Origin of the sequence: Moellerella wisconsensis, assembly GCF_022592395.1 — a bacterium.
Classification (GTDB): Bacteria; Pseudomonadota; Gammaproteobacteria; order Enterobacterales; family Enterobacteriaceae; genus Moellerella; species Moellerella wisconsensis.
In genome coordinates, this window is the sequence record NZ_CP093242.1 from 612,076 (window position 1) to 634,263 (window position 22,188).

A 22,188-nucleotide genomic window follows, 5' to 3' on the forward strand; every position below is an offset into this window, starting at 1 on the left:
TAACTAATATAACTCAGATATTTTAATGAAATATTCAGCCTTGCTATGATTGGCGAGGCTGTTTAATGAGAGAATCTTATGAAGCAGTATTTGGCGCTATGTCAGCGCATTATTGACCAAGGGCAGTGGATTGAAAACAAACGGACCGGTGTGCGTTGTTTAACCGTTATTAATGCCGATTTAGAGTATGATGTAGCACATAATCAGTTCCCATTAATCACTACCCGTAAGAGTTTTTTTAAAGCTGCTATCGCTGAATTATTAGGTTATTTAAGAGGTTATGATAATGCAGCCCAATTCAGAGAGATTGGGTGTAATACTTGGAATGCTAACGCTAATGACAACCAAGCATGGCTTAATAATCCACATCGTAAAGGTGAGGACGATATGGGGCGCGTATATGGCGTTCAAGGGCGTTCATGGCAGCGTCCCGATGGCAGTCATTTAGATCAGCTAAAAAAAGTCGTTGATAATTTAAAGAATGGCATCGATGATCGCGCTGAAATTATTACATTTTATAATCCTGGCGAGTTTGAAATGGGCTGTTTGCGCCCGTGCATGCATACCCATACTTTTTCTCTGCTTGGCGATACACTGCATCTCACCTCTTATCAGCGTAGCTGCGATGTCCCATTAGGATTAAACTTTAACCAAATTCAATGTTTTGTTTTGTTAGCTTTAATGGCGAGGATCACCGGACATAAGCCGGGAATGGCTTACCATAAAATTGTTAACGCGCATATTTATGAAAATCAATTAGAGTTAATGCGAGATGTACAGTTAAAACGTGAACCGTACCCGTCACCTCAGTTAGTAATTAATCCCGCCATTACGCAGCTTGACGATTTGGAAACTTGGGTGACTACCGATGATTTTAGCGTGGAAGGTTATCAGTACCACGAAGCGATAAAATATCCTTTTACAGTATAAATCATCCGCTTACTCCGAACCGCTATTTTGAATGGCGGTTGTCTGGATCATTATGTTTGTTCCCCCCTCAGTAAACGCAGTCTATTAAACCCTAATAGGCTGCGTTTTTTATTTCTAGGTTTACTGATTTGTGCAGCTTATCGCAAAAATTATCATAATTTTTCATTCAATCCAATTTGTGTGCGAGAAGGTACGCAATGCGGCAACGCAATTAATTTTATACTGCTGTTATAGCTTAAGGTAAGTGGCTACTCGCAATAAGCCGGAGTGCATTAACTAGAACAAAGAATGAGAGCAGAGAATGAAAAGCCGACAGAATGGATTTACCTTGATAGAGGTGATGGTGGTTCTATTGATCCTATCCCTCATTCTATCCAGTGGATTATATGGCTGGCATCATCAGCAGCAGCAAATCAGATTGCTAGAAACAGTCCGACGAGTGGCTGATTTTATTGATTCTCAATTGACTGATGCAATTTATCTTAACGATGAAAAAATTTTAAAAATCAGTATATCCAGTGAAGGAGAACCTTGGAAATTAGAGGTTCACAGCAAAGCAGGGATCCAAAGTTATCTCTCATCTTTTGCCGATCAATTTAGTGATGTTTTATTAATAACCACCAATCGCAGTGATATTAGTTTTTATGGAAAACAAGGAACCACCCATGGGTTTAGTCTCACCTTCGAAAATGAAGCCGGTAAGGCATTAGTGGTGGTTTCATCCTTAGGGCGTGTTCGAATTTGCAGCATAATTAAGCGACAAGGAGTGTCTAAATGTTGAATGTTAAGCCACAAGATACCCGATTATTACAGCAAGGGTTTACCTTGTTAGAAACCTTAATTGCACTTTCGATAAGCAGCTTAGTTTGTTTAGCTATCGTACAAACATATCCAATGTTTGTGGCTAATATTTCTCAATATTTTATTCATTATCAAATTGATAGAGATGCGAAACGTGTATTGCTTAATATTGAAAAAGATTTTCGCCGTATCGGTTATTGTCTGGGCGGTAAATGCGTAGGTGAAGCTATAACATTGGGCGCGAAGCAAGGAGAAGCACAGCATTCATGTATTCTTTTTGCCTATGACCAAGATAATAGTGGCCTCTGGGCCAAACCCAATAAACAGCACTCCAATTATTTTGCTTATCGATTAAATAATCATCGGTTAGAAAGTGCCAGAGGTGCGGACTCTTGTAATATTGATATGTGGGCTAGTTTATTCGATCCATTATTAATTAACGTACAGCGATTTACGCTTGATTGGCAGCCAACGTCCCGTCTATTACATTTAAATATCAGTTTAGTCTCGGTACGTTTTCCGACCAAAAGCTTCGATTATCAAATTAGTATTTTCTTAAGAAATCAGCCATGAATTGCCCTCAGCATAACCATAATCAGCAAGGTAGTGTTGCTCTGATTATGGTCATTGTACTAGCAACAATGGGATTATTGCTGCTAAAAAATCTTCATCATTACCAAAATAGAATGTTGCTTACTTTAGCCAAAGAGCAACGTTATTTTCAGGCGTTTAATCAGGCGGAATCTGCATTAGCTTGGGGGAAAACGGTTGATTGGAAAATCGATATTCCTGATGCAACATCTTGGTTATGTACTCAACACCCACAGAATAACAATCAAAGTTGTTTACTGTATGTGCCTAAAAAAGGCTTTTTATTGGCAGGAAAAGGACAATTTGATCCACAAACCAACTTAGTGGTGTATCAATGGATGCAAAAATCAGATTCTTTATCAATGCGACTGACTCCAATAAAACAAGGTTGGTTAGATTATTGCCCATTGAATAAAAAGAGACTTTGTCTATGAATCATGAAGATAGTCGCCAAAGAGGAATGGCTTTAATCGAAGCTTTATTTGCTGCGCTGATTTTTGCTATTTCGTTGATAGCACTGTTAAACTACTACCAATTTATCGCATTGAATTTTCATCATATTTGGAATAGAACTCAGGCGCTGAGAGTCTTAAATCAATCATTAGAATTACGGGCGGCAGGGATATACGATATTACCTCGTTTATTAGCCAACAGAATGCACAATGGAAAATAATTGCACATTCTGTTGAGCAATCAGTTAACTGCGAGCAGGTTACAATGGTACTTGTGGTAACCGCCAATGAGTATTCGTCTGAGCGATGGTTTTGTTCACTGGAGAACATAAATGTTTCAAATTTATCATTCTAATCAGTTAGATATATTAAAACAGCTGATTGCACATTTGATGGAAAGCCAGCCATTGTCTCACCCGTTTGAGCCTGAGGTCGTTTTAGTTCAAAGCCCCGGCATGTCACAGTGGCTACAAATAGAATTAGCCAAAAGATTTGGAATTGCAGCTAATATTCGTTATCCATTACCGGCATCATTTATTTGGGATATGTTTAGCCGCGTATTACCTGATATTCCGAAAGAGAGTGCCTTTACCAAAGATGCGATGACTTGGAAATTAATGGCGCTTTTGCCCCAGCTGATCGATGAGCCGGAGTTCGCGCCGTTACAGCATTACCTGCAACAAGATTTTGATAAACGCAAGTTGCATCAATTAGCCGGTAGAATTGCTGATTTATTTGACCAATATTTAGTTTATCGCCCTTCATGGTTAGAAAGTTGGCACAATAATCAATTAATCGAAGGCTTAAGCGACAATCAACTGTGGCAAAAACGTCTTTGGTTAGAATTATCGGAATATACCGCACAGCTAGGGCAGCCTAAGTGGCATCGTGCCAATCTGTATCAATATTTTATCCAGCAATTAAATACTGATAGCCAACTTGCCGAAAAATTGCCCTCAAGAGTGTTTATTTGTGGGATTTCGGCGTTACCTCCGGTTTATTTACAAGCCTTAAGTGCGCTTGGCCAACATATTGATATTCATCTTATGTTTACCAATCCTTGCCAATATTATTGGGGGGATATTCAAAATTATTCATTTTTGGCTAAATTACAAAGCCGAAAATTACGCCATTATCAGCATAAACATGAGCTTCCTCGTTTTAAGTTTGAGCAACATGCAGAACAGCTATTTAATGAGGACGGTGAGCAGGATTTAACTAATCCATTATTAGCATCTTGGGGGCGACTGGGGCGTGATAACCTCTATTTTATTTCTCAAATTGAAAATATTAACGAGATATCAGCGTTTGTTCCCACTGAGAGAGCTTCATTGCTGCAAAATATCCAACAAGATATTTTAGATCTTGATGATCATAGCGTACTCGGAGTTGATGAAGCCAGTTTTGCAACCAGCCAACAAAAATTACGTTTATCTGCTGACGATCAATCCGTCACTTTTCATTCTTGCCACAGTGCCCAGCGTGAAGTCGAAGTCCTTCAAGACAGGCTACTCGCGCTATTTGAGCAAGATCCTTCATTATCTGCACGCGATATTATTGTCATGGTGGCTGATATTGATAGCTATACCCCGTTTATACAGGCGGTATTTGGTAATGCTTCATTTGAGCGATATATTCCATTTGCTATTTCAGACCGTAAAGCTGGGCAGGCTCACCCAATCTTGCAGGCCTTTATTGCCTTATTAGATCTTCCTCAAAGCCGATTTACTACTGAACAAGTTCTTGCTTTGCTAGAAGTTTCTGCATTGGCGCAACGTTTTGATATTGATGAAAGTGAATTGAGTTTACTGCGGCGGTGGGTCAGTGAATCTGGTATTCGTTGGGGACTAGACGATGATAACGTTCAATCATTTTCATTACCAATTACCGGACAAAATACTTGGCAATTTGGTCTGAGCCGAATGCTGGTGGGCTATGCTATGGATAGTCGTCATGGGCCGTGGAATAATGTTTTACCTTATGATGAATCTAGTGGTCTTGCGGCACAATTAGCCGGAAAACTGGCTCAATTAATGGATGCGCTAAAAGAATGGCGTACTATTTTGGAGCAAGAGAAATCGCTAACAGATTGGCTGCCGTTATGCCAAAAATTAATAGATCGCTTCTTTACTGCCGACAGCGATACAGAGCTAGTATTAGCGCTAGTCGCTGAACAATGGCAGAAAATAATTGAAAATGGTATCAACGCTCATTATTCCGATGCTATAGCGCTAAAATTAATTCGTGATGAGCTTGCGATTAATTTTGATGATGAAAAAATCAGTCAACGCTTTTTAGCGGGCTCAGTCAATTTTTGCACGTTAATGCCAATGCGTTCAGTTCCCTTTAAAGTAGTTTGTCTATTGGGCATGAACGATGGTATTTATCCTCGAAATATTCCGCCTCTCGGCTTTGATTTGATGGCGGAAAAACCACAGCGCGGTGATCGCAAACGACGAGACGATGACCGTTATCTATTTCTTGAAGCATTGAATTCAGCAGAACGGCAGTTGTATATCAGCTATATTGGTTTATCAATCAAAGACAATCAAATTTGTAACCCTTCGGTGTTAGTTAATGAATTATTGGACTATATTTGCCAAAGTTTTTGCTTAAATGGCGATGAAAATCTCAATATCGATCATAGTGCGCAAAAATTACGTCAACATCTAGTGACTCAGCACAGCCGGATCCCTTTCGCTGAGGATAATTTTTATCCCGCTAATCCGTATCAAAGTTTTGCGGCTGAATGGCTGCCAGCTGCCAAAAATGAAGGTTTAGCTGAATCCCCCTTTTGTGTTTCATTGCCAGATGCTGAAAAAATTGATCATGTCTCAATAGAGCAATTAATGCGCTTTTATCGGCACCCTGTTCGGGCATTTTTCCAACAACGCTTAAAAGTACATTTCTCGATAGAAGAAACCGAACTCCCCGAAGAAGAGCCGTTTATTCTCGATAATCTATTGCGCTATAAAATTAATGAACAATTATTAAATCAATTAATTGACGAGCAATTATCTGAGGGCTTTTTTGAGGTATTAAAGACATCGGGACAATTGCCAGCAAAACAGTTTGGGTATTTGTTCTGGGAACAGCAAATCAGTGATATGGAATTATTAGCTGATAAAGTAAAAGTGCAAAAAAAAGATTCAAAAGGTAAGGAAGTAATTGATTTGCCTGTTGATTTAGTAATTGGCGACTTTCGTTTAACTGGGCAATTGAAGAAGGTACAGCGGCAAGGCGTGTTACGTTATCGACCGGCTTACTTAACCGCTAACGATGGTATTTTATTATGGATTGAACATTTGGTGTTTAATCTTATCGAAGGTGAAGGGGAAAGCATTGCGTTAGGACGTGATAATAGTCATTGGCATTTTTTAGCGGTGGAGCCAGCCCAAGCTCGGGTTTATTTAACTCAGCTTATTCAAGGTTATATTGATGGTTTAAATACTCCCCTCGCGTTATTGAATCAAAGTGGATGGAGTTGGTTAATGGCTTGCTATGATAAAAAAAGCAAGCTGTTTGATTTTGATTCTGAGGAAATTCAACAGAAAGCTTATGGAATTTTAGTCCAAAGTTTGCAGGGATCGTCAATGAAAAAAGGTGAAATGGAAGATGATTATATTTTACGCGCTTTTCGGCGAATAGATGCTGATTTTATTCAATCTGTGCAGACGAATGCGCTGCATTATCTTCTGCCAATGGCAGAGCATATAAAGTAACAGGGAGAGCATTAAAGGATGTCGATTATATCCAAAAATATCGCTCGTTTTTTCTTATTGTGTTCATTATTAATTTTAGGTTTTACTGTAGCTGCTCAGCCTTTATGGCAGGTATTGCCTGATAGCATTAATAAAAGTGATCACGATAAACGAGATTACCAAGCGATTAAATTAAAAAATGGGATGACAGTATTATTAGTTTCTGATCCTAAAGCGACAAAATCACTGGCCGCAGTTTCGTTATCTGTCGGTAGCTTGGAAAATCCAGACAGCCAATTAGGGCTAGCGCATTATTTAGAGCATATGGTGCTAATGGGTTCTAAAAAATATCCGCAACCCAGTGCATTGTCTGAATATTTACAAAAACACGGTGGTAGTTTTAACGCAAGCACGGCATCTCACCGAACGGCTTTTTATTTAGAAGTTGAGAACGGAGAAGCGTTTACACAAGCAACTGATAGATTGGCGGATGCTTTGGCTGAGCCACTGTTAGATCCTGAAAATGCTGATCGTGAAAGAAATGCAGTCAATGCTGAGCTGACAATGGCGCGCGCCCGTGACGGAATGCGAGCATGGCAAGTGCGTGCTGAAACGTTGAATCCGGCACACCCGAATGCACGTTTCTCTGGGGGGAATTTAGAGACTCTGCAAGATAAACCGAACAGCAAATTACAAACCGAATTAGTTAATTTTTATAATCGCTATTATTCTGCAAATTTGATGAATGGCGTGTTGTATAGCAACCAATCGCTAGAGGCGATGGCAAAATTAGCAACTGAAACTTTTGGCCGTATTCCAGATAAACAGGCATCGGTTCCTGCAATTACGGTTCCAGCGGTAACTGAGGCTGAAAAAGGGATTATTATTCACTATGTGCCTGCCCAGCCTCAAAAAGCCTTACAGCTAGAGTTCAGCATACCGAATAATATGGCTGATTTTCGCAGTAAAAGTGATGAATATATCGGTTATTTAATTGGAAATCGCAGCCCAGGAACATTGGCTGATTGGTTGATAAAACAAGGTTTAGCGGAGGGAATAAGCGCTAGTGCCTCACCAGATACTGATCGTAATCAGGGTAGTTTTACTATTTATGTCACATTAACGGATAAAGGATTAGAGCAGCGCGATCATATTATCGCGGCTATTTTTGCCTACCTGGATATCCTGAAACAGCAAGGTATCAAGAAAAGTTATTTTGATGAAATTGCTAATGTTTTAAACCTTTCATTCCGTTATGGTTCGATTGTCAGAGATATGAATTATATCGAATGGCTATCTGATCAGATGATAAATGTTCCGGTTAAGCATGTATTGGATTCTAGCTATATTGCCGATCAATTTAATCCAAAAGCGATTAAATCTCGCTTAGAACAGCTAACTGCGCATAATGCGAGAATTTGGTTTATTAGCCCTAATGAGCCTCATAATAAAGAAGCCTATTTTGTACAAGCGCCTTATCAGGTTGATAAAATCACCACCAAGCAATACCGTCAATGGACTGAGTTAGAAAAAGGGATGAAATTTACTTTACCTGAACTCAACCCATATATTCCTGATAATTTATCATTGATTCATACTGATAAAAAATATTCACATCCGGAAATGGTTTATCAGCAAGATAATGTTCGACTGCTGTATATGCCGAGCCAATATTTTGCTGACGAGCCTAAGGCCAGTATTAATCTGAGTTTAAGAAATTCTCAGCTGAATAAAACGGCAAAATTACAGGTTACTAGTCTGCTACTGAACTATATTACCTCGCTAAAATTGGATGAATTACAATATCAAGCGTCGGTCGCAGGTATGTCAGTATCGGTGTCTGATGGTTTAGGCGTACAACTCAGTGCAAACGGTTATACCCAGCATCTGCCGGAATTATTGAATTCAATGATTAAGCTGTATTTGAGCTTTGAGCCCACTGAAACTGAGTTAATGCAGGCAAAATCTTGGTATCGTGAGCAGGTTGAAGTTAGCAACAATGCTAAAGCCTATGAAATGGCGATGCAGACCATGCAGCGCTTAAATAGCGTACCGTATTTTGAACAACAAGAAAAATTAAACGTCTTAGATTCTATCTCATTGAAAGATATTACTAATTATCGTCAATCTTCGATAGAAAATTCAGCATTACAAGCGATGATAGTGGGTAATCTAACCCAAGAGCAAAGTATAAAAGTGATCAAAGACGCGCATGCATTATTAAATAATAAAGGTACTCAATGGTGGCGTGGCGATATTGTGGTTATTGATAAAGATTACTTGGCTGATTTCCATCGTCAGGGAAAAAGTACTGATAATGCGTTAGCGGAAATCTTTATTCCTACCGGGTACGATAGAATTCAAAGTTCAGTATATGCAGGAATTTTGACCAATATTATTCAGCCATGGTTTTATGATCAATTACGTACTCAAGAACAGTTAGGTTATGCAGTATTTGCCTTTAAAACATCCTTAGGGGAGCAATCTGGCGTAGGTTTCTTATTGCAAAGTAATGCTAAAACACCGGCATATTTAAACCAACGTTATCAGCAATTTTATTCTCTTGCGTTCGATAAATTGAAAAAGTTAAGTGCTGAAGATTTCGCACAATATAAAAATGCGATTATTACTGAGATGAAACAGCCACCACAAACCTTCTACGAGGAAGTCGGCCGCTATTCATCAGATTTTACCCGCAATATATTTACGTTTGATACGCGTGAGAAAATCATTAAAACCTTAGAAAGTACCACACAGCAACAGATTATTGATTTCTATAAAAATGCCATCATTCAGCGTAAAGGCATGTCTTTAGCTTCTCAAGTTATTGGTAAAGATGAGAAACCACAAGAGTATGCAGAGCTGCCAGGATGGACAATTTATAAGACCACAAGTCAATTACAACAAATGTTGCCAATCGAGGAAGATGCGAAGTGAGTGAGACGCAAATACAGAGCCAACAACTAGATCCCTATACTCTGCCGTTATATGGTCAGCGATTAATTGAGGCCTCAGCAGGGACAGGAAAAACCTATACGATTGGCATTTTGTATTTGCGCTTATTGTTGGGATTAGGCGGCGAGTCCGCCTTTTCTCGGCCACTCACAGTTGAAGATATTTTGGTGGTTACTTTTACTGAAGCGGCGACGAATGAATTACGTGGACGTATTCGTCAGCGTATCCATGATATGCGCTTAGCCTGCATTCGTAACGGCAAAGGTTATGAGGAACAAACGGAATATAGTCAATTATTATCTGAAATGCCGGACGAAAAACAGCGTCTGTTAGCGGCTCAATGGCTATTATTAGCTGAGCGTCAAATAGATGAATCGGCGATTTATACTATCCATGGTTTTTGTCAGCGTATGCTGGTTCACAATGCTTTTGAATCGGGCATATTGTTTGAACAAACCATGGTGAAAGATGAATATCCAGTGCAAAAACAAGCCTGTGCTGATTATTGGCGACGACATTTTTATCCTCTCGATTATTCGATGGCAAAAGTGATTGCTAGCGAATGGTCGGGGCCGGATGCATTATTATCGGATATTAAGCCCTTTTTACAGGGAGATATGCCGATTATTGTGGGTGCTGCGAATAATCAAGAAACTTTAATTGAACGTCATCAACGGCTCATTGCCTCTATTGAGCAAATTAAGGCACTATGGCTTACTGATGCAGATAATTTTAATCAAATTATCTCAGCATCAGACGTGGATAAACGCAGTTATAGTTCGCGTCATTTACCCTCATGGATTGCAAAAATAACTTTATGGGCGGCTAGCGATACGGTCGATTATCAATTACCCAAAGATCTCGAACGTTTTTCAGCGGCGATACTAGCCACTAAATCCAAAAGTGGTCAGCCGCCTGAACATGCTGTTTTCCAGAGAATCGAAAATCTTTTATCCCAACCATTAACGTTGCGCGATTTAATTATTCCACAGGCGATTGTGGAAGTACGTCAAACAATTGAACAAGAGAAACAGCGCCGTAGTGAAATGGGATTTGATGATTTACTTACTCGATTGGATAAAGCATTGAGTGGCGTAGGGGGAGAATTATTAGCTGATACTATTCGCCAGCGTTATCCCGTGGCGATGATTGATGAATTTCAAGATACTGATCCTCAGCAGTATCGAATTTTTCAGCGTATTTATCGAGATAAAGAGCACAGTGGATTATTATTTATTGGCGATCCTAAACAGGCAATTTATGCTTTTCGTGGGGCTGATATATTTACTTATATTGAGGCGCGCAAGCATGTTAATGCCCACTATACACTTGAGACTAATTATCGTTCATCAGAGTCAATGGTTAAGGCAGTAAATAGTCTATTTAATCGATTGGGCAGCCCATTTTTATTCGATCAAATCCCTTATCATAATGTTAACTCTGCTCCTCATAATGCAAATAAGCAGTTATATCATAATGGAACCGCAGTCAAAGCCCTGACATTTTGGCAGCCGGTAGCTGAAGCGATTTCGGTAACCGATTATGAACAAATTATGGCAACCCAATGCGCCGAGCAAATTGCTCAGTGGCTGCAAGGGGGAAGAGCAGAGAAAACGCAGTTTTATCATCATGACAAACCAGCCGCAGCAGTAAAAGCCTCGGATATTACTGTGTTAGTTCGTAGCCGCCGCGAAGCGATATTGATCCGTGATGCTTTAAATCAGCGTAATATTCCCTCTGTTTTTCAATCTAATCGAGAAAGTGTTTTTGAAACACCGGAAGCTAAAGATTTGCTCTGGCTACTACAAGCCGTGTTAAGACCGGAAAAAGAACGCGTGCTCCGTAGTGCTTTGGCCTGTGGATTATTTGGGCTAAATAGCCTAGATATTGAATGCTTGAATAATGATGAAAAAGCGTGGGAGCAGCTAGTTGATGAATTTACTCGTTATTCCATACTATGGAACAAACGCGGTGTATTGCCTATGTTGCGGGCGGTGATGACCCAGCGCCATGTTGCCGAAAATTTATTATCAGCGCCAGAAGGTGAGCGACGATTAATGGATTTAATGCATATAGGTGAATTACTGCAAGAAATGTCATTACAATTGGAAGGTGAGCACGCTCTAATTCGTTGGTTAGCTCAACAAATATCACGTCCTGATCCTCAGTCTGAACGCCAACAAATGCGTTTGGAAAGTGATAAACATTTGGTGCAAATTAGTACTATCCATAAATCTAAGGGATTGGAATATAAAATAGTTTGGTTGCCCTTTGTATGCAATTTTATTCCACAAGCAAAAGCGCTGTACCATGACCGGCAAGATTACCGTACTTATCTCGATTTATCTGATACTGAGAAAAATATTGAGCTTGCGGATGAAGAACGTCTTTCAGAAGATTTACGTTTGTTATATGTGGCTTTAACTCGCTCTATTTATCATTGCAGCGTTGGTATTGCGCCATTAATTAAGGGTAATCGTAAAAAAAGTGGCGATACTGATCTGCATTTATCTGCCATAGGTTATTTACTTCAGCAAGGTAAAGAAGGGGATATTGAACTACTCAATCGTTGTCTGGCTGAAATCCGCAGTGAATGGGTTGATGTGGCTGAAGTTAAACCACTCGCGATAAGAAGCGTTGACTCTGTCAGCCCAGATCGTCAGTCATTAGCAGCTAGAAAATTTACACGGCAATTAAACTCTTATTGGAAAGTCACCAGTTATTCGGGGCTTAGCTATGGTACGCATCAGCATGAAAATGCTAGTAGTGTTTCCGCAGAAGTTTTAGCAGATTCATTAGCGCCTAAAATGGATATCGACGCGCGCGGTGAGGCGAGAGATCTCGATAGCAGCGAGCAAGTGACAGAGCAACAATTAACTGCGCATCAATTTCCTAAAGGCGCAATGGCGGGGACATTTTTACATAGCGTATTGGAAGAGGCTGATTTTCAGCAACCGATAGATGAACAATGGTTAGCAGATAAATTATTATCTGCGGGCTTTGACCCGATGTGGGCACAGATATTAAAAACCTGGTTACAAACTATTTTTAATACGCCTTTGAACGAGCAGGGATTAATTTTATCGCAACTGAAAGCTGAAGATCAACTCGATGAAATGCAATTTTATTTGCCGATAGATAAATTACTCACCGCGAGTGAACTCGATGAATTAACTCATTATTATGATCCACTCTCATCCCGTTGTCCGCCATTAAATTTTGATGCGGTACAAGGGATCTTAAAGGGATTCATCGATTTAACATTTTATTGGCAAGGGAAATTTTATTTACTGGATTATAAATCGAATTATCTTGGCGATGGGATTGAAGCTTATACCCGAGAGGCTATGGAAGAAGCGATGATTGACCATCGTTATGACCTACAATATCAATTATATAGCTTGGCGCTACATCGTTACTTACGTCAACGTTTACCTGATTACAATTATGAACAACATTTCGGTGGCGTTATTTATCTATTTTTACGCGGCATAGATGCTGATTATCCCGGAAATGGCGTGTTCTATTATTTACCGGCTGCGGAGTTTGTCGATAAGTTAGATAGACTATTTAGTCAGGCGGAGGAAAATCAGAAATGCTAAAAATTCTCTTTGAGAAAGCTATCGATGAACATCTTTTTAGCGCGCTAGATGTGCAGTTTGCTCGCTATCTAATTAAAGATGAAAATCCATTATTATTATTTGTGGTCGCCTTGCTGAGCGCTGAAACAATGACCGGGCATGTGTGTTTACCGTTAAATCGAATCACTCTAGCAGAGTTATTTTCTGGTCGCCATCCGGATATGGCTGAAAATTTTTGGCGTGCGATAGGGGAGCCGAACGAAGAAACTATTTATCAAACCTTATTGCAATGTGATGCGGTTTCATTGGTGTCTGAACAGCGTAATTCACCGTTAATATTATCGGGTAGAACGTTATATTTACAAAGAATGTGGCTGTATGAAAAACAGATAGCTGAATATTTTTCTCAGGTCAATATTTCCACTGTCGATCAAGAGCAGATAGCGCCAGTATTAGCACAATTATTTGCTCCCGCAGACGATGTTACTCGCGATACTATAGATTGGCAAAAAATAGCCGCAGCGGTTGCAGTTACCAGTAAAACGGCAGTTATTTCTGGCGGACCTGGTACTGGTAAAACTACCACAGTCGCCCGTATTTTAGCGGCTTTAATAAAACTTAAACCGACGGATTCAGCAGATTTTATTATTGAATTAGCGGCGCCAACGGGTAAGGCTGCCGCTCGTCTTACCGAATCTTTAGGCGCGGCACTGGGTTATATTTCATTAACAGATGATGAGCGCCGCATGTTACCGCAACAGGCGAAAACATTGCATCGTTTATTAGGTGCGCAGCCTGAGAGCCAAAAATTGCGTTATCATCGTGATAATCGATTAGCGTTAGATATTTTGATTGTCGATGAGGCATCCATGGTAGATATGCCGATGATGGCTAAATTGATCGAAGCTTTACCCGAGCATGCGCGGGTGATCTTTTTAGGCGATAAAGATCAGTTGGCTTCAGTTGAAGCCGGAGCTGTATTAGGGGATATTTGCCGTTATGCTAATACAGGCTACAGCCGACAAAGAGCCCAGCAATTATCGCAACTGACAGGTTATGATCTGACACAACACAGTACAGATACTGGACCAGTTATTCGCGATAATTTATGTCTATTGCGCAAAAGTTACCGATTTTCGGCTAATTCGGGGATTGGACAACTGGCTTTTGCCGTCAATAATGGTAATGCTAAACAGGCAGAACGTATACTTAACAGTGGATTAGATGATGTCATTAGCCACACACTAATGACCGAGCAAGATTACGCAGAATTGCTACTCTCCTCTGCTGAATTTTATCGCCAATATTTACTTAGTGTGAAAGCTAAACTCACGCCGGAGATAATCCTTGAACAATATAACCACTATCGTCTGCTTACTGCGCTACGAGAAGGTCCTTTTGGGATCAGTGGATTAAATGAACGTCTGGAACAATTGCTGCACCGACAAGGCTTAATCCGTCGTCCTATTAATCGGTTGAATAAACACTATGAGGGTCGACCGATTATGATTTCGAGGAATGATAGCCCATTAGGATTATTTAATGGGGATATTGGTATTTTGTTGAAAGATAGCGATGGTCAATTGCGAGCCTATTTCCAATTGCCAGATGGTACGATAAAAGGCATCCAACCGAATAGATTACCGCAGCATGATACCGCATTTGTTATGACAGTACATAAATCACAAGGCTCAGAGTTTGAACATACGGCATTAGTGCTACCGAAGGTTTACTCTCCGGTGATCACGCGTGAATTAGTTTATACAGCGATGACTCGAGCAAAAAATAAACTTTCTGTATATGCGGAACCGTGGATTTTACGCAAAGCGATAGAAACCCCAACTCAGCGCCGCAGTGGTCTTGCTGAACAGTTGCTACAATGTTCTGATGTATCGGTAGAGACTTCGAATAATAGTTGCGCTTAATGGCTCTGATAGCGTTTATTATTAATAGATAGCTTGGATATCATTCATAAAATAAAAAGTTGCTACAGAGCGCTAAACTCGGTTTTAGCGGGGCTATTATTTAGAATAACAGTTTAGAATAACAGTTTAGAATAACAGTTTGAGATTGTTGAATATTATCTACTCGTTTTCAACCAAATTAAAAACAGCTCAGTAAAGATTAAAAGGTCAATAATTATGGAATCAAATATCGCCTCATCGGCAGTGACAATCACCTTGAATGCCCGTTTAGAATCTGAACGCAGGATTGATCTGCAAGATGCGATTACTCAAGTTATGGAAAAGCTCGATAAAGAGATTTATGTCATTGGCGGTGAAACATTATTGTCTGAACACGGTGAACCTGAAAAGTGTAAGATCCAATTGGCTGTAGATGATGCTAATGGTGAAAATATTAGTTTAATTTTGCAGATGATTTCTAGCATGATCTCGCCAAAAGGCTCTAAATTACATATAAATAATGATGAGGCTGAAATTGAATTTGGTCATGAAGAAGGCTTAGCTATTTATATCAATGGTTCTGATCTGGGCGAAGATGTCTATCAAAATAGTGATATCAATGAAGTGATCGAGCGTTGTGATGAACTGATTGAAGATATCGGTACTATTCAAGGAACTTGGGACGGTTCAACTGAAACTGCATTGTATTTTTATGGTGAAAGTTTTGCCGCGATGGTGGAATTATTACAACCGTACTTGGATAGTGAACCTTTATGTCAGAAAGCCCGTTTAGTACAAATAGCTTAGGACTAACATTAATAACCAATAAAAAAGCGCTAATTCAATGGAGAAAATAGCGCTTTTATAGCTGGATAAAGTAGATATGTGCTTACGATTAATTATTCTGTTGGTTGTAAATCTAATATTAAAATTTTAGAACGGCGTTGATAGTTATACAGTTCTTGTTTTTTTAATGGCAACATTTCTATTTCTGCGGGTTTAAATCCACGTTCTTGAAACCAATGAATACTGCGAGTAGTTAACACAAAGAGCTTTTCTAATCCTATTTGCTTGGCATGTGAGGAGATGCGATTTAACAAGACTTCTCCTCGGCTGGAACTGCGATAATCGGGATGAACTGCTACGCAGGCCATTTCACCCAATCCTTCTTCAGGATAAGGATAAAGTGCCGCACAAGCGATTGCTAAGTTATCTCGCTCAATAATAGTAAACTTATCTATTTCCATTTCTAGCTGCTCGCGAGAGCGCCTAACCAATATACCTTGTTGTTCCAGTGGACGAATCAGCTCTAAAATTCCCCCGATATCATTAATATTGGCTCGGCGGATTTGCTCTGCACTTTCCATCACAATCTGTGTACCGATACCATCGCGAGAAAATAATTCTTGAATTAAAGAGCCATCTTCTTGGTAACTTAGTAGATGGCTACGGCGTACGCCACGACGACAGGCTTTAGCCGCACCCCGCAGAAAACGTACAGTCCCTGAATAATAATCGCCTTGAGACTCTAATTGCTGAATCAGATCTTCGGCTTCGTTCGGTAGTAATTCGGATAGAATATTACCGTATTTGCCCATAACTCCTTGTGTGGAACAGAAGCCAATCAGTTTTTCAGCCTTCATTTTAATCGCCAGTTGGGTGGCAACTTCTTCGGACGTTAAATTAAAGCTTTCACCGGTTACGGATACCGCAACTGGGCCAATGAGTACGATAGAGCCATTATCTAGTTGACGATTAATCGCATCTTCATCAATTCGGCGGATCCGTCCACTATGATAATAATCAATGCCGTCATCAATACCTAAAGGTTGGGCAATAACAAAATTACCACTGACCACATTAATATGTGCGCCTTGTAATGGAGTATTATTGAGGCTCATTGATAAGCGAGCTGTGATATCTAATTGTAGTGCACCTGAAGCTTGTTTCACATATTCAAGCGTTTTAGCATCCGTGACCCGGGTATTTTTATGGTAAGTGGTTTTATAGTTATTCTCTGTGAGAATACCTTCAATTTGAGGTCGAGCGCCATAAACGACAACAATCCGTATTCCAAGGCTATGAAGTAGGCCGATATCATTGACAATATTAGCAAAGTTTTCATGGGCAATGGCTTCACCACCTAACATAATGATAAATGTTTTACCACGATGTGCGTTTATATAGGGAACCGAATGGCGGAATCCATCAACCAGTTCGGTGCTACGCTCTTTCATAAACACCCTCTCAAAGTGAATTTTTATTCGTAATTAATGTATTTTTATTCTTTTTAAGGGCAAATATCAAGCAAAAGATCCGATAAGTTTTGTAACACAACTCTGATAGGTCTTTACACATCTCTAGATTTTATTGTGTATTCTTAATGACAGTATGCTAATGATTGGTTAAAGTTCGCAGTCTGGTCACTATAATTGGCCTTATTAATTATAAATTTCCCCTTTTCATCCGTTCTAGGTTTGGAATTATTTGATGAGTCACCAAGATCACAATCCGTCAAGGCGTCGCCTGTTACAAGGTGCAGCAGCGGTTATGTTGCTGAGTATTAGCCCTTTCGGTTTAGCGGCTGCTGCCAATATTGTTGCGGTACGTATATGGCCGGCTTCAAGTTATACTCGAGTGACACTGGAATCGAATGTCCCGCTGAAATACCGTCAGTTTGCCTTAGAAAATCCTGATCGCATTGTTGTGGATTTGGAAGGCGTACAATTGAATAATGTTCTTAAGCAGATGACGAGCCAAATTCAAACTCGCGATCCCTTTCTAAAATTGGTGCGCGTGGGGCAATTTGATCCAAAAACGGTGCGCTTAGTTTTTGAAGTAAAAAGTAAAGTTAAGCCGCAAATGTTTACTATTGCACCGGTATCTGAATTTAAAAATCGCTTAGTTATGGATTTTTATCCGGGGCAGGGGGTGAGTACCACTGACGATCCATTATTGGCATTACTTGAGGATTATAATAAAGGCGATTTAGAAGAAAACTTGCCAATCGAATCGAAAAAACCGGGTAAAGCAGGAACCGATAGACCGATTATTATTATGATTGATCCTGGGCATGGTGGTGAAGATCCTGGGGCGATCGGCAAATATAAAACTCGTGAAAAAGATGTGGTTTTACAGATTGCTCGTCGCTTGAAAAAATTGATTGATAACGATCCTTCAATGCGCGCTTATATGACTCGCAACGAAGATGTCTTTATTCCATTAACGGTCAGGGTGGCTAAAGCACGAAAAATGCAGGCAGATTTATTTGTCTCTATTCACGCCGATGCTTTTACTAACCGCTCTGCGCGTGGTTCGTCGGTGTTTGCGTTATCGACTAAAGGAGCGACCAGTAATACTGCGCGTTTCTTGGCTCAAACTCAGAATGAGGCCGATTTAATTGGTGGTGTGAGCAAAAGTGGCGATAAATATTTAGATCATACGATGTTTGATTTACTGCAAACGGCAACAATTAACGATAGTCTTAAATTCGGCGATGAAGTACTTAAACGCATGAAAAGCGTCAATAAATTGCATAAAAATAAAGTGGATCAAGCTGGTTTCGCGGTATTAAAAGCACCGGATATTCCCTCTATTTTAGTTGAAACTGCATTTATCAGTAATTTAGAAGAAGAGCGAAAATTAAAAACGGCAAAATTTCAGCAACAGATGGCCGAATCAATTTTCCAAGGAATAAAAGCTTATTTTCGTAATGGAGGCGATGTCGCACGCCGTCGCTAGTTGAAGCTTAGTACCTAAATCAGTGGTGACAATAAGCTTAAATAACATTAGATTATGCTATTTTGCCATGGATGGTAATCTTATCGTTTAATTTATATATTGAATTGCTATCACGCGATGGGAAATTCCATGTAACTTTTTGTATTATAATTATTACATGATTAATAGTTAGTGTGTTCTTATCGATTTGTGAAGAATATTATTAGAATAAGCAGGAAACTGTATTTTTTGAGGGAATTATTTGGAATTATTCTAATTGAAAATATATTAAGAAGGGAAAAATGACTTACGAAATTGGTTGCGGGAGCTGGATTTGAACCAACGACCTTCGGGTTATGAGCCCGACGAGCTACCAGACTGCTCCATCCCGCGACTGATAATAGTAATTAATAATATTTTTGGCAATGTGGTTGCGGGAGCTGGATTTGAACCAACGACCTTCGGGTTATGAGCCCGACGAGCTACCAGACTGCTCCATCCCGCGCCTGAAATATTATTTTACTCTATTTATTACTTTACTGCTTCAGTTTTATCTACCGTGTTGTTATCTATCGTATTAATATGTTGGTTGCGGGAGCTGGATTTGAACCAACGACCTTCGGGTTATGAGCCCGACGAGCTACCAGACTGCTCCATCCCGCGACTGATATATTAATTACTTTAGCATATTACGGTATTTCTCTCTATTGCGTTTCTATTCAATACTAATCGACTAAATTTTAGTAATGAATATATTGATACACAATATTGGTTGCGGGAGCTGGATTTGAACCAACGACCTTCGGGTTATGAGCCCGACGAGCTACCAGACTGCTCCATCCCGCGACTGATATCGGGCACTATACTCAGGATGAGATCTGATGCAAGTTTTTTCGTTCATTTTTTTGGTTTTTTTACGCGAACAGCACAAAAAACACACTTTATGCGTTTTTTTTATTCAATTGTAACCATCGGCTTAACAATTATTGTAGCCGACTCTTTTACTGATTTCTTTATGCTTGGCGGTTTGCTATTGTGCGCGGCATCGTTAATACGGAGATAATTTAACATGAATTGCTGGCAAAAATGGTTAGTTTCTGGCGTGTTCCTATCTTTACTTGCAGGATGTCAGTCTCATCCTACGGATAAAGGTCAACAATATAAAGATGGCAAGCTAACGAAAGATTTACAGCAAGTTAGTCAACTGAATGTTCAAGGGCGACCCGTTAATGCGGCTGATTTTAATCAGCAGATCAGCGTGATTGAACAAGTGTCACCAAGGTTATTCCGCAATAACAATGACACTTACCACGCGATTGAGAATTGGTTACAAGCAGGTGGCGATCCAGCACAGTTAGCCAATTTTAATTTATCAGCTTTCCAAATGGAAGGGGTTGATAATTATGGAAATGTACAGTTCACTGGTTACTACACGCCAGTTATCGAAGCACGCAGAGTAAAGCAAGGGGAGTTCCGTTATCCGCTGTATGGTATGCCAGCAAAAGGTAAAAAGCGCTTACCAAGTCGCGCCGAAATTTATAACGGTGCATTGAGCGATAGCTTAATTTTAGCCTACAGTAACTCAGCCGTAGATAATTTCATGATGGAAGTGCAGGGCAGCGGCTATGTTAATTATGGTGATGGTAGCCCATTAAGTTTTTATGGCTATGCGGGTAAAAATGGTCACGCGTATAAAAGTATTGGTAAAGTCTTGGTTGATAACGGTGAAGTTCCATTAGCTAAAATGTCACTGCAAGCGATAAGAGATTGGACCGATTCTCACAGCGAAGAAGAAGTTCGCCAGTTATTGGAACAAAATAGTTCGTTTGTTTTCTTTAAACCAGAAGCCTTTGTGCCTGTAAGAGGTGCAAGCGCGGTACCATTAATTGCTAAAGCCTCGGTTGCTGCAGATAAAACGCTGATACCGGCGGGCACAACTTTACTGGCAGAAATCCCAATATTGGATAATAACGGCAAATTTACGGGTCGTTATGAAATGCGTATGATGGTTGCATTGGATGTTGGTGGCGCGATTAAAGGCCATCATTTTGATATTTATCACGGTACAGGCCATGATGCAGGCAGAATGGCGGGTTTTTATAATCACTATGGTCGCGTTTGGGTACTGAAAAAAAGCCCGTTAGCGATTAAATAGTTATAGCGATAATTAAGGTATTATTTTTCGATGCAAAATTCTCTTTCTGATGCGTGGATGCAGCGCTTTGCGGGGACGGGGCGATTGTATGGACAATTCGCACTATCACTTTTTGCTCAATCGCATATCTGTGTCATTGGTATTGGTGGCGTTGGATCATGGGCAGCAGAGGCACTTGCTCGAACCGGTATTGGCGCCATTACACTTATCGATATGGATGATGTATGTGTGACAAATACTAACCGGCAATTACACGCATTGAAGTCAACTATTGGTCAGCCCAAAGTTGAAGTAATGAAACAGCGTATTTTAGCGATAAACCCTGAGTGTCAGGTTACCGTTGTCGATGATTTTATTACTGCGGATAATGCGGCGGAGTTATTATCGGTAGGGTTCGACTATGTGATTGATGCTATTGATAGTGTTAGGCCAAAAGCTGCATTATTAGCTTATTGTCGCCGCTATAAAATTCCAGTGATCACCACGGGAGGCGCAGGGGGACAGATTGATCCGACACAAATTAAAGTGACTGATTTAGCTAAAACTATCCAAGATCCTTTAGCGGCAAAATTACGTGAACGTTTAAAATCAGATTTTAATGTGGTTAAAAATGGTAAGGGTAAATTGGGTATTGATTGTGTCTTTTCGACAGAACAATTAGTTTATCCTCAAAGTGACGGCTCTGTATGCGCAGCAAAAAGTACCGCAGATGGCTCTAAACGGATGGATTGTGCTTCAGGTTTTGGCGCTGCAACAATGGTAACCGCCAGTTTTGGTTTTATCGCCGTTTCTCATGCTCTGAAAAAAATGTTGGCTAGAGCCGAACGTAATCGCTTGAAAAAATAAAAATGATAGATAGGCGCAGAATATATGTGCCTATCACTTCCGTTGAGTAATGATAAATCCAAATAGTCGGTGAGAGTTAATTTGTGCTGTTATTGATTTTCTTGGGCGATTTTTTGGATATATTGAATTAGTGCTTGGATCCCATTTAAACGTGAATCGCTCAGTTGCCCTGATAATCCAGTGGCTTGAAAAAACTCAGAGAAATCAATTGATAAAATTTTCTGTGGCGTTTGGTTTTCTATCGCTGTCAGTAATATAGCCAGTAATCCTTTGACAATTCTTCCTTCGCTATCACCAAAAAAGTGTAACGTTCCGTTTTGATTTAGTTGATAACCAAGCCAAACTCGATTTTCACAACCTTTAACTTCTTGCGCTTGCTGGCGAGTGACTTCATCTAATACAGGTAATTTACGGGCTAATTTGATTAATAAACGATATTTGTCTTCCCATGCAGATTGCGCTTGTAAGTCACAACGCAGATCTTCAAATGTTATCTCTGAGCCAAATGGGTGAGTTGCTGTCAGCGAGGGCATAGTCTAGCTCCTTGATTC

Annotated in this window: 15 protein-coding genes and 4 tRNA genes; 13 read left to right on the plus strand and 6 right to left on the minus strand. The window is 40.0% G+C overall.

Translation table 11 applies throughout. The features are described from left to right. Positions 1-78: 78 nt before the first annotated feature. The 10 genes from MNY66_RS02570 to MNY66_RS02615 all read left to right on the plus strand — a co-directional run bounded on the left by MNY66_RS02570 (position 79) and on the right by MNY66_RS02615 (position 15,723). Complete coding sequence (locus tag MNY66_RS02570) at positions 79-930, plus strand: thymidylate synthase (RefSeq protein ID WP_241501367.1); 852 nt, start codon at positions 79-81, stop codon at positions 928-930. A 301-nt stretch (positions 931-1,231) separates the two neighbouring features. Further along, positions 1,232-1,711 carry a prepilin-type N-terminal cleavage/methylation domain-containing protein gene (locus MNY66_RS02575; RefSeq protein WP_241501369.1) on the plus strand — a complete coding sequence of 160 codons (480 nt, stop codon included), beginning with the start codon at positions 1,232-1,234 and terminating at the stop codon, positions 1,709-1,711. Continuing rightward, entirely contained in the window at positions 1,705-2,304 is a 600-nt protein-coding gene (locus MNY66_RS02580) for a prepilin peptidase-dependent protein (RefSeq protein ID WP_047255145.1), read from the plus strand. Before MNY66_RS02575 ends, MNY66_RS02580 begins: the two co-directional genes overlap by 7 nt. Next, positions 2,301-2,756 carry a YgdB family protein gene (locus MNY66_RS02585; RefSeq protein ID WP_241501370.1) on the plus strand — a complete coding sequence of 152 codons (456 nt, stop codon included), beginning with the start codon at positions 2,301-2,303 and terminating at the stop codon, positions 2,754-2,756. The genes MNY66_RS02580 and MNY66_RS02585 overlap by 4 nt, the downstream gene beginning before the upstream one ends. Then, positions 2,753-3,130: a prepilin-type N-terminal cleavage/methylation domain-containing protein gene (locus MNY66_RS02590; RefSeq protein ID WP_047255143.1), complete on the plus strand. Its 378-nt coding sequence runs from the start codon at positions 2,753-2,755 to the stop codon at positions 3,128-3,130. Before MNY66_RS02585 ends, MNY66_RS02590 begins: the two co-directional genes overlap by 4 nt. Then, the gene (gene recC / locus MNY66_RS02595) at positions 3,108-6,497 is read left to right on the plus strand and encodes an exodeoxyribonuclease V subunit gamma (protein WP_241501371.1); all 3,390 of its coding nucleotides are present in this window, start codon (positions 3,108-3,110) and stop codon (positions 6,495-6,497) included. The genes MNY66_RS02590 and recC overlap by 23 nt, the downstream gene beginning before the upstream one ends. A 27-nt stretch (positions 6,498-6,524) precedes the next feature. Next, the gene (ptrA, locus tag MNY66_RS02600; protein ID WP_420915519.1) at positions 6,525-9,413 is read left to right on the plus strand and encodes a pitrilysin; all 2,889 of its coding nucleotides are present in this window, start codon (positions 6,525-6,527) and stop codon (positions 9,411-9,413) included. Further along, a complete protein-coding gene (gene recB / locus MNY66_RS02605; protein WP_241501374.1) occupies positions 9,410-13,033 on the plus strand; it encodes an exodeoxyribonuclease V subunit beta in 3,624 nt (1,207 codons plus the stop codon). Before ptrA ends, recB begins: the two co-directional genes overlap by 4 nt. Next, positions 13,027-14,937, plus strand: a complete 1,911-nt coding sequence (gene recD / locus MNY66_RS02610) for an exodeoxyribonuclease V subunit alpha (RefSeq protein WP_047255139.1) — start codon at positions 13,027-13,029, stop codon at positions 14,935-14,937. Before recB ends, recD begins: the two co-directional genes overlap by 7 nt. A gap of 216 nt (positions 14,938-15,153) precedes the next feature. Continuing rightward, the gene (locus MNY66_RS02615) at positions 15,154-15,723 is read left to right on the plus strand and encodes a hypothetical protein (protein ID WP_047255138.1); all 570 of its coding nucleotides are present in this window, start codon (positions 15,154-15,156) and stop codon (positions 15,721-15,723) included. Between the two features lie 92 nt (positions 15,724-15,815). On the opposite strand, the gene argA is transcribed toward MNY66_RS02615, so the two are convergent. Then, positions 15,816-17,153, minus strand: coding sequence for an amino-acid N-acetyltransferase (gene argA, locus MNY66_RS02620; RefSeq protein WP_047255137.1), 1,338 nt, complete (start codon positions 17,151-17,153; stop codon positions 15,816-15,818). 253 nt (positions 17,154-17,406) lie between these two features. Here argA and amiC point away from each other — a divergent pair, with 253 nt between their 5' ends. Beyond that, positions 17,407-18,657, plus strand: a complete 1,251-nt coding sequence (amiC, locus tag MNY66_RS02625) for an N-acetylmuramoyl-L-alanine amidase AmiC (protein ID WP_047255136.1) — start codon at positions 17,407-17,409, stop codon at positions 18,655-18,657. A 295-nt stretch (positions 18,658-18,952) separates the two neighbouring features. Here amiC and MNY66_RS02630 read toward each other — a convergent pair. The 4 genes from MNY66_RS02630 to MNY66_RS02645 form a co-directional block, all read right to left on the minus strand. Continuing rightward, positions 18,953-19,029 (minus strand) — tRNA-Met (locus MNY66_RS02630). 35 nt (positions 19,030-19,064) lie between these two features. After that, a tRNA-Met gene (locus tag MNY66_RS02635) sits at positions 19,065-19,141 on the minus strand. Between the two features lie 81 nt (positions 19,142-19,222). After that, positions 19,223-19,299 (minus strand) — tRNA-Met (locus tag MNY66_RS02640). Between the two features lie 106 nt (positions 19,300-19,405). Then, positions 19,406-19,482: transfer RNA gene (locus tag MNY66_RS02645), tRNA-Met, on the minus strand. A gap of 223 nt (positions 19,483-19,705) precedes the next feature. Here MNY66_RS02645 and mltA point away from each other — a divergent pair. Both mltA and tcdA read left to right on the plus strand, forming a co-directional pair. Then, the gene (gene mltA, locus MNY66_RS02650) at positions 19,706-20,791 is read left to right on the plus strand and encodes a murein transglycosylase A (protein ID WP_241501375.1); all 1,086 of its coding nucleotides are present in this window, start codon (positions 19,706-19,708) and stop codon (positions 20,789-20,791) included. Between the two features lie 30 nt (positions 20,792-20,821). Next, the gene (tcdA, locus tag MNY66_RS02655; RefSeq protein ID WP_241501377.1) at positions 20,822-21,637 is read left to right on the plus strand and encodes a tRNA cyclic N6-threonylcarbamoyladenosine(37) synthase TcdA; all 816 of its coding nucleotides are present in this window, start codon (positions 20,822-20,824) and stop codon (positions 21,635-21,637) included. Positions 21,638-21,726: 89 nt separating this feature from the next. On the opposite strand, the gene csdE is transcribed toward tcdA, so the two are convergent. Further along, positions 21,727-22,170 (minus strand): cysteine desulfurase sulfur acceptor subunit CsdE, encoded by a 444-nt coding sequence (csdE, locus tag MNY66_RS02660; protein WP_047255133.1) that lies wholly within the window; start codon positions 22,168-22,170, stop codon positions 21,727-21,729. Positions 22,171-22,188: the final 18 nt, after the last annotated feature.

Coding starts and splice junctions, on each gene's coding strand:
- MNY66_RS02570 (WP_241501367.1), top strand. CDS start 79: ATGAAGCAGTATTTGGCGCTATGTCAGCGCATTATTGACCAAGGGCAG.
- MNY66_RS02575 (WP_241501369.1), top strand. CDS start 1,232: ATGAAAAGCCGACAGAATGGATTTACCTTGATAGAGGTGATGGTGGTT.
- MNY66_RS02580 (WP_047255145.1), top strand. CDS start 1,705: ATGTTGAATGTTAAGCCACAAGATACCCGATTATTACAGCAAGGGTTT.
- MNY66_RS02585 (WP_241501370.1), top strand. CDS start 2,301: ATGAATTGCCCTCAGCATAACCATAATCAGCAAGGTAGTGTTGCTCTG.
- MNY66_RS02590 (WP_047255143.1), top strand. CDS start 2,753: ATGAATCATGAAGATAGTCGCCAAAGAGGAATGGCTTTAATCGAAGCT.
- recC (WP_241501371.1), top strand. CDS start 3,108: ATGTTTCAAATTTATCATTCTAATCAGTTAGATATATTAAAACAGCTG.
- recD (WP_047255139.1), top strand. CDS start 13,027: ATGCTAAAAATTCTCTTTGAGAAAGCTATCGATGAACATCTTTTTAGC.
- MNY66_RS02615 (WP_047255138.1), top strand. CDS start 15,154: ATGGAATCAAATATCGCCTCATCGGCAGTGACAATCACCTTGAATGCC.
- argA (WP_047255137.1), bottom strand. CDS start 17,153: ATGAAAGAGCGTAGCACCGAACTGGTTGATGGATTCCGCCATTCGGTT.
- amiC (WP_047255136.1), top strand. CDS start 17,407: ATGAGTCACCAAGATCACAATCCGTCAAGGCGTCGCCTGTTACAAGGT.
- mltA (WP_241501375.1), top strand. CDS start 19,706: ATGAATTGCTGGCAAAAATGGTTAGTTTCTGGCGTGTTCCTATCTTTA.
- tcdA (WP_241501377.1), top strand. CDS start 20,822: ATGCAAAATTCTCTTTCTGATGCGTGGATGCAGCGCTTTGCGGGGACG.
- csdE (WP_047255133.1), bottom strand. CDS start 22,170: ATGCCCTCGCTGACAGCAACTCACCCATTTGGCTCAGAGATAACATTT.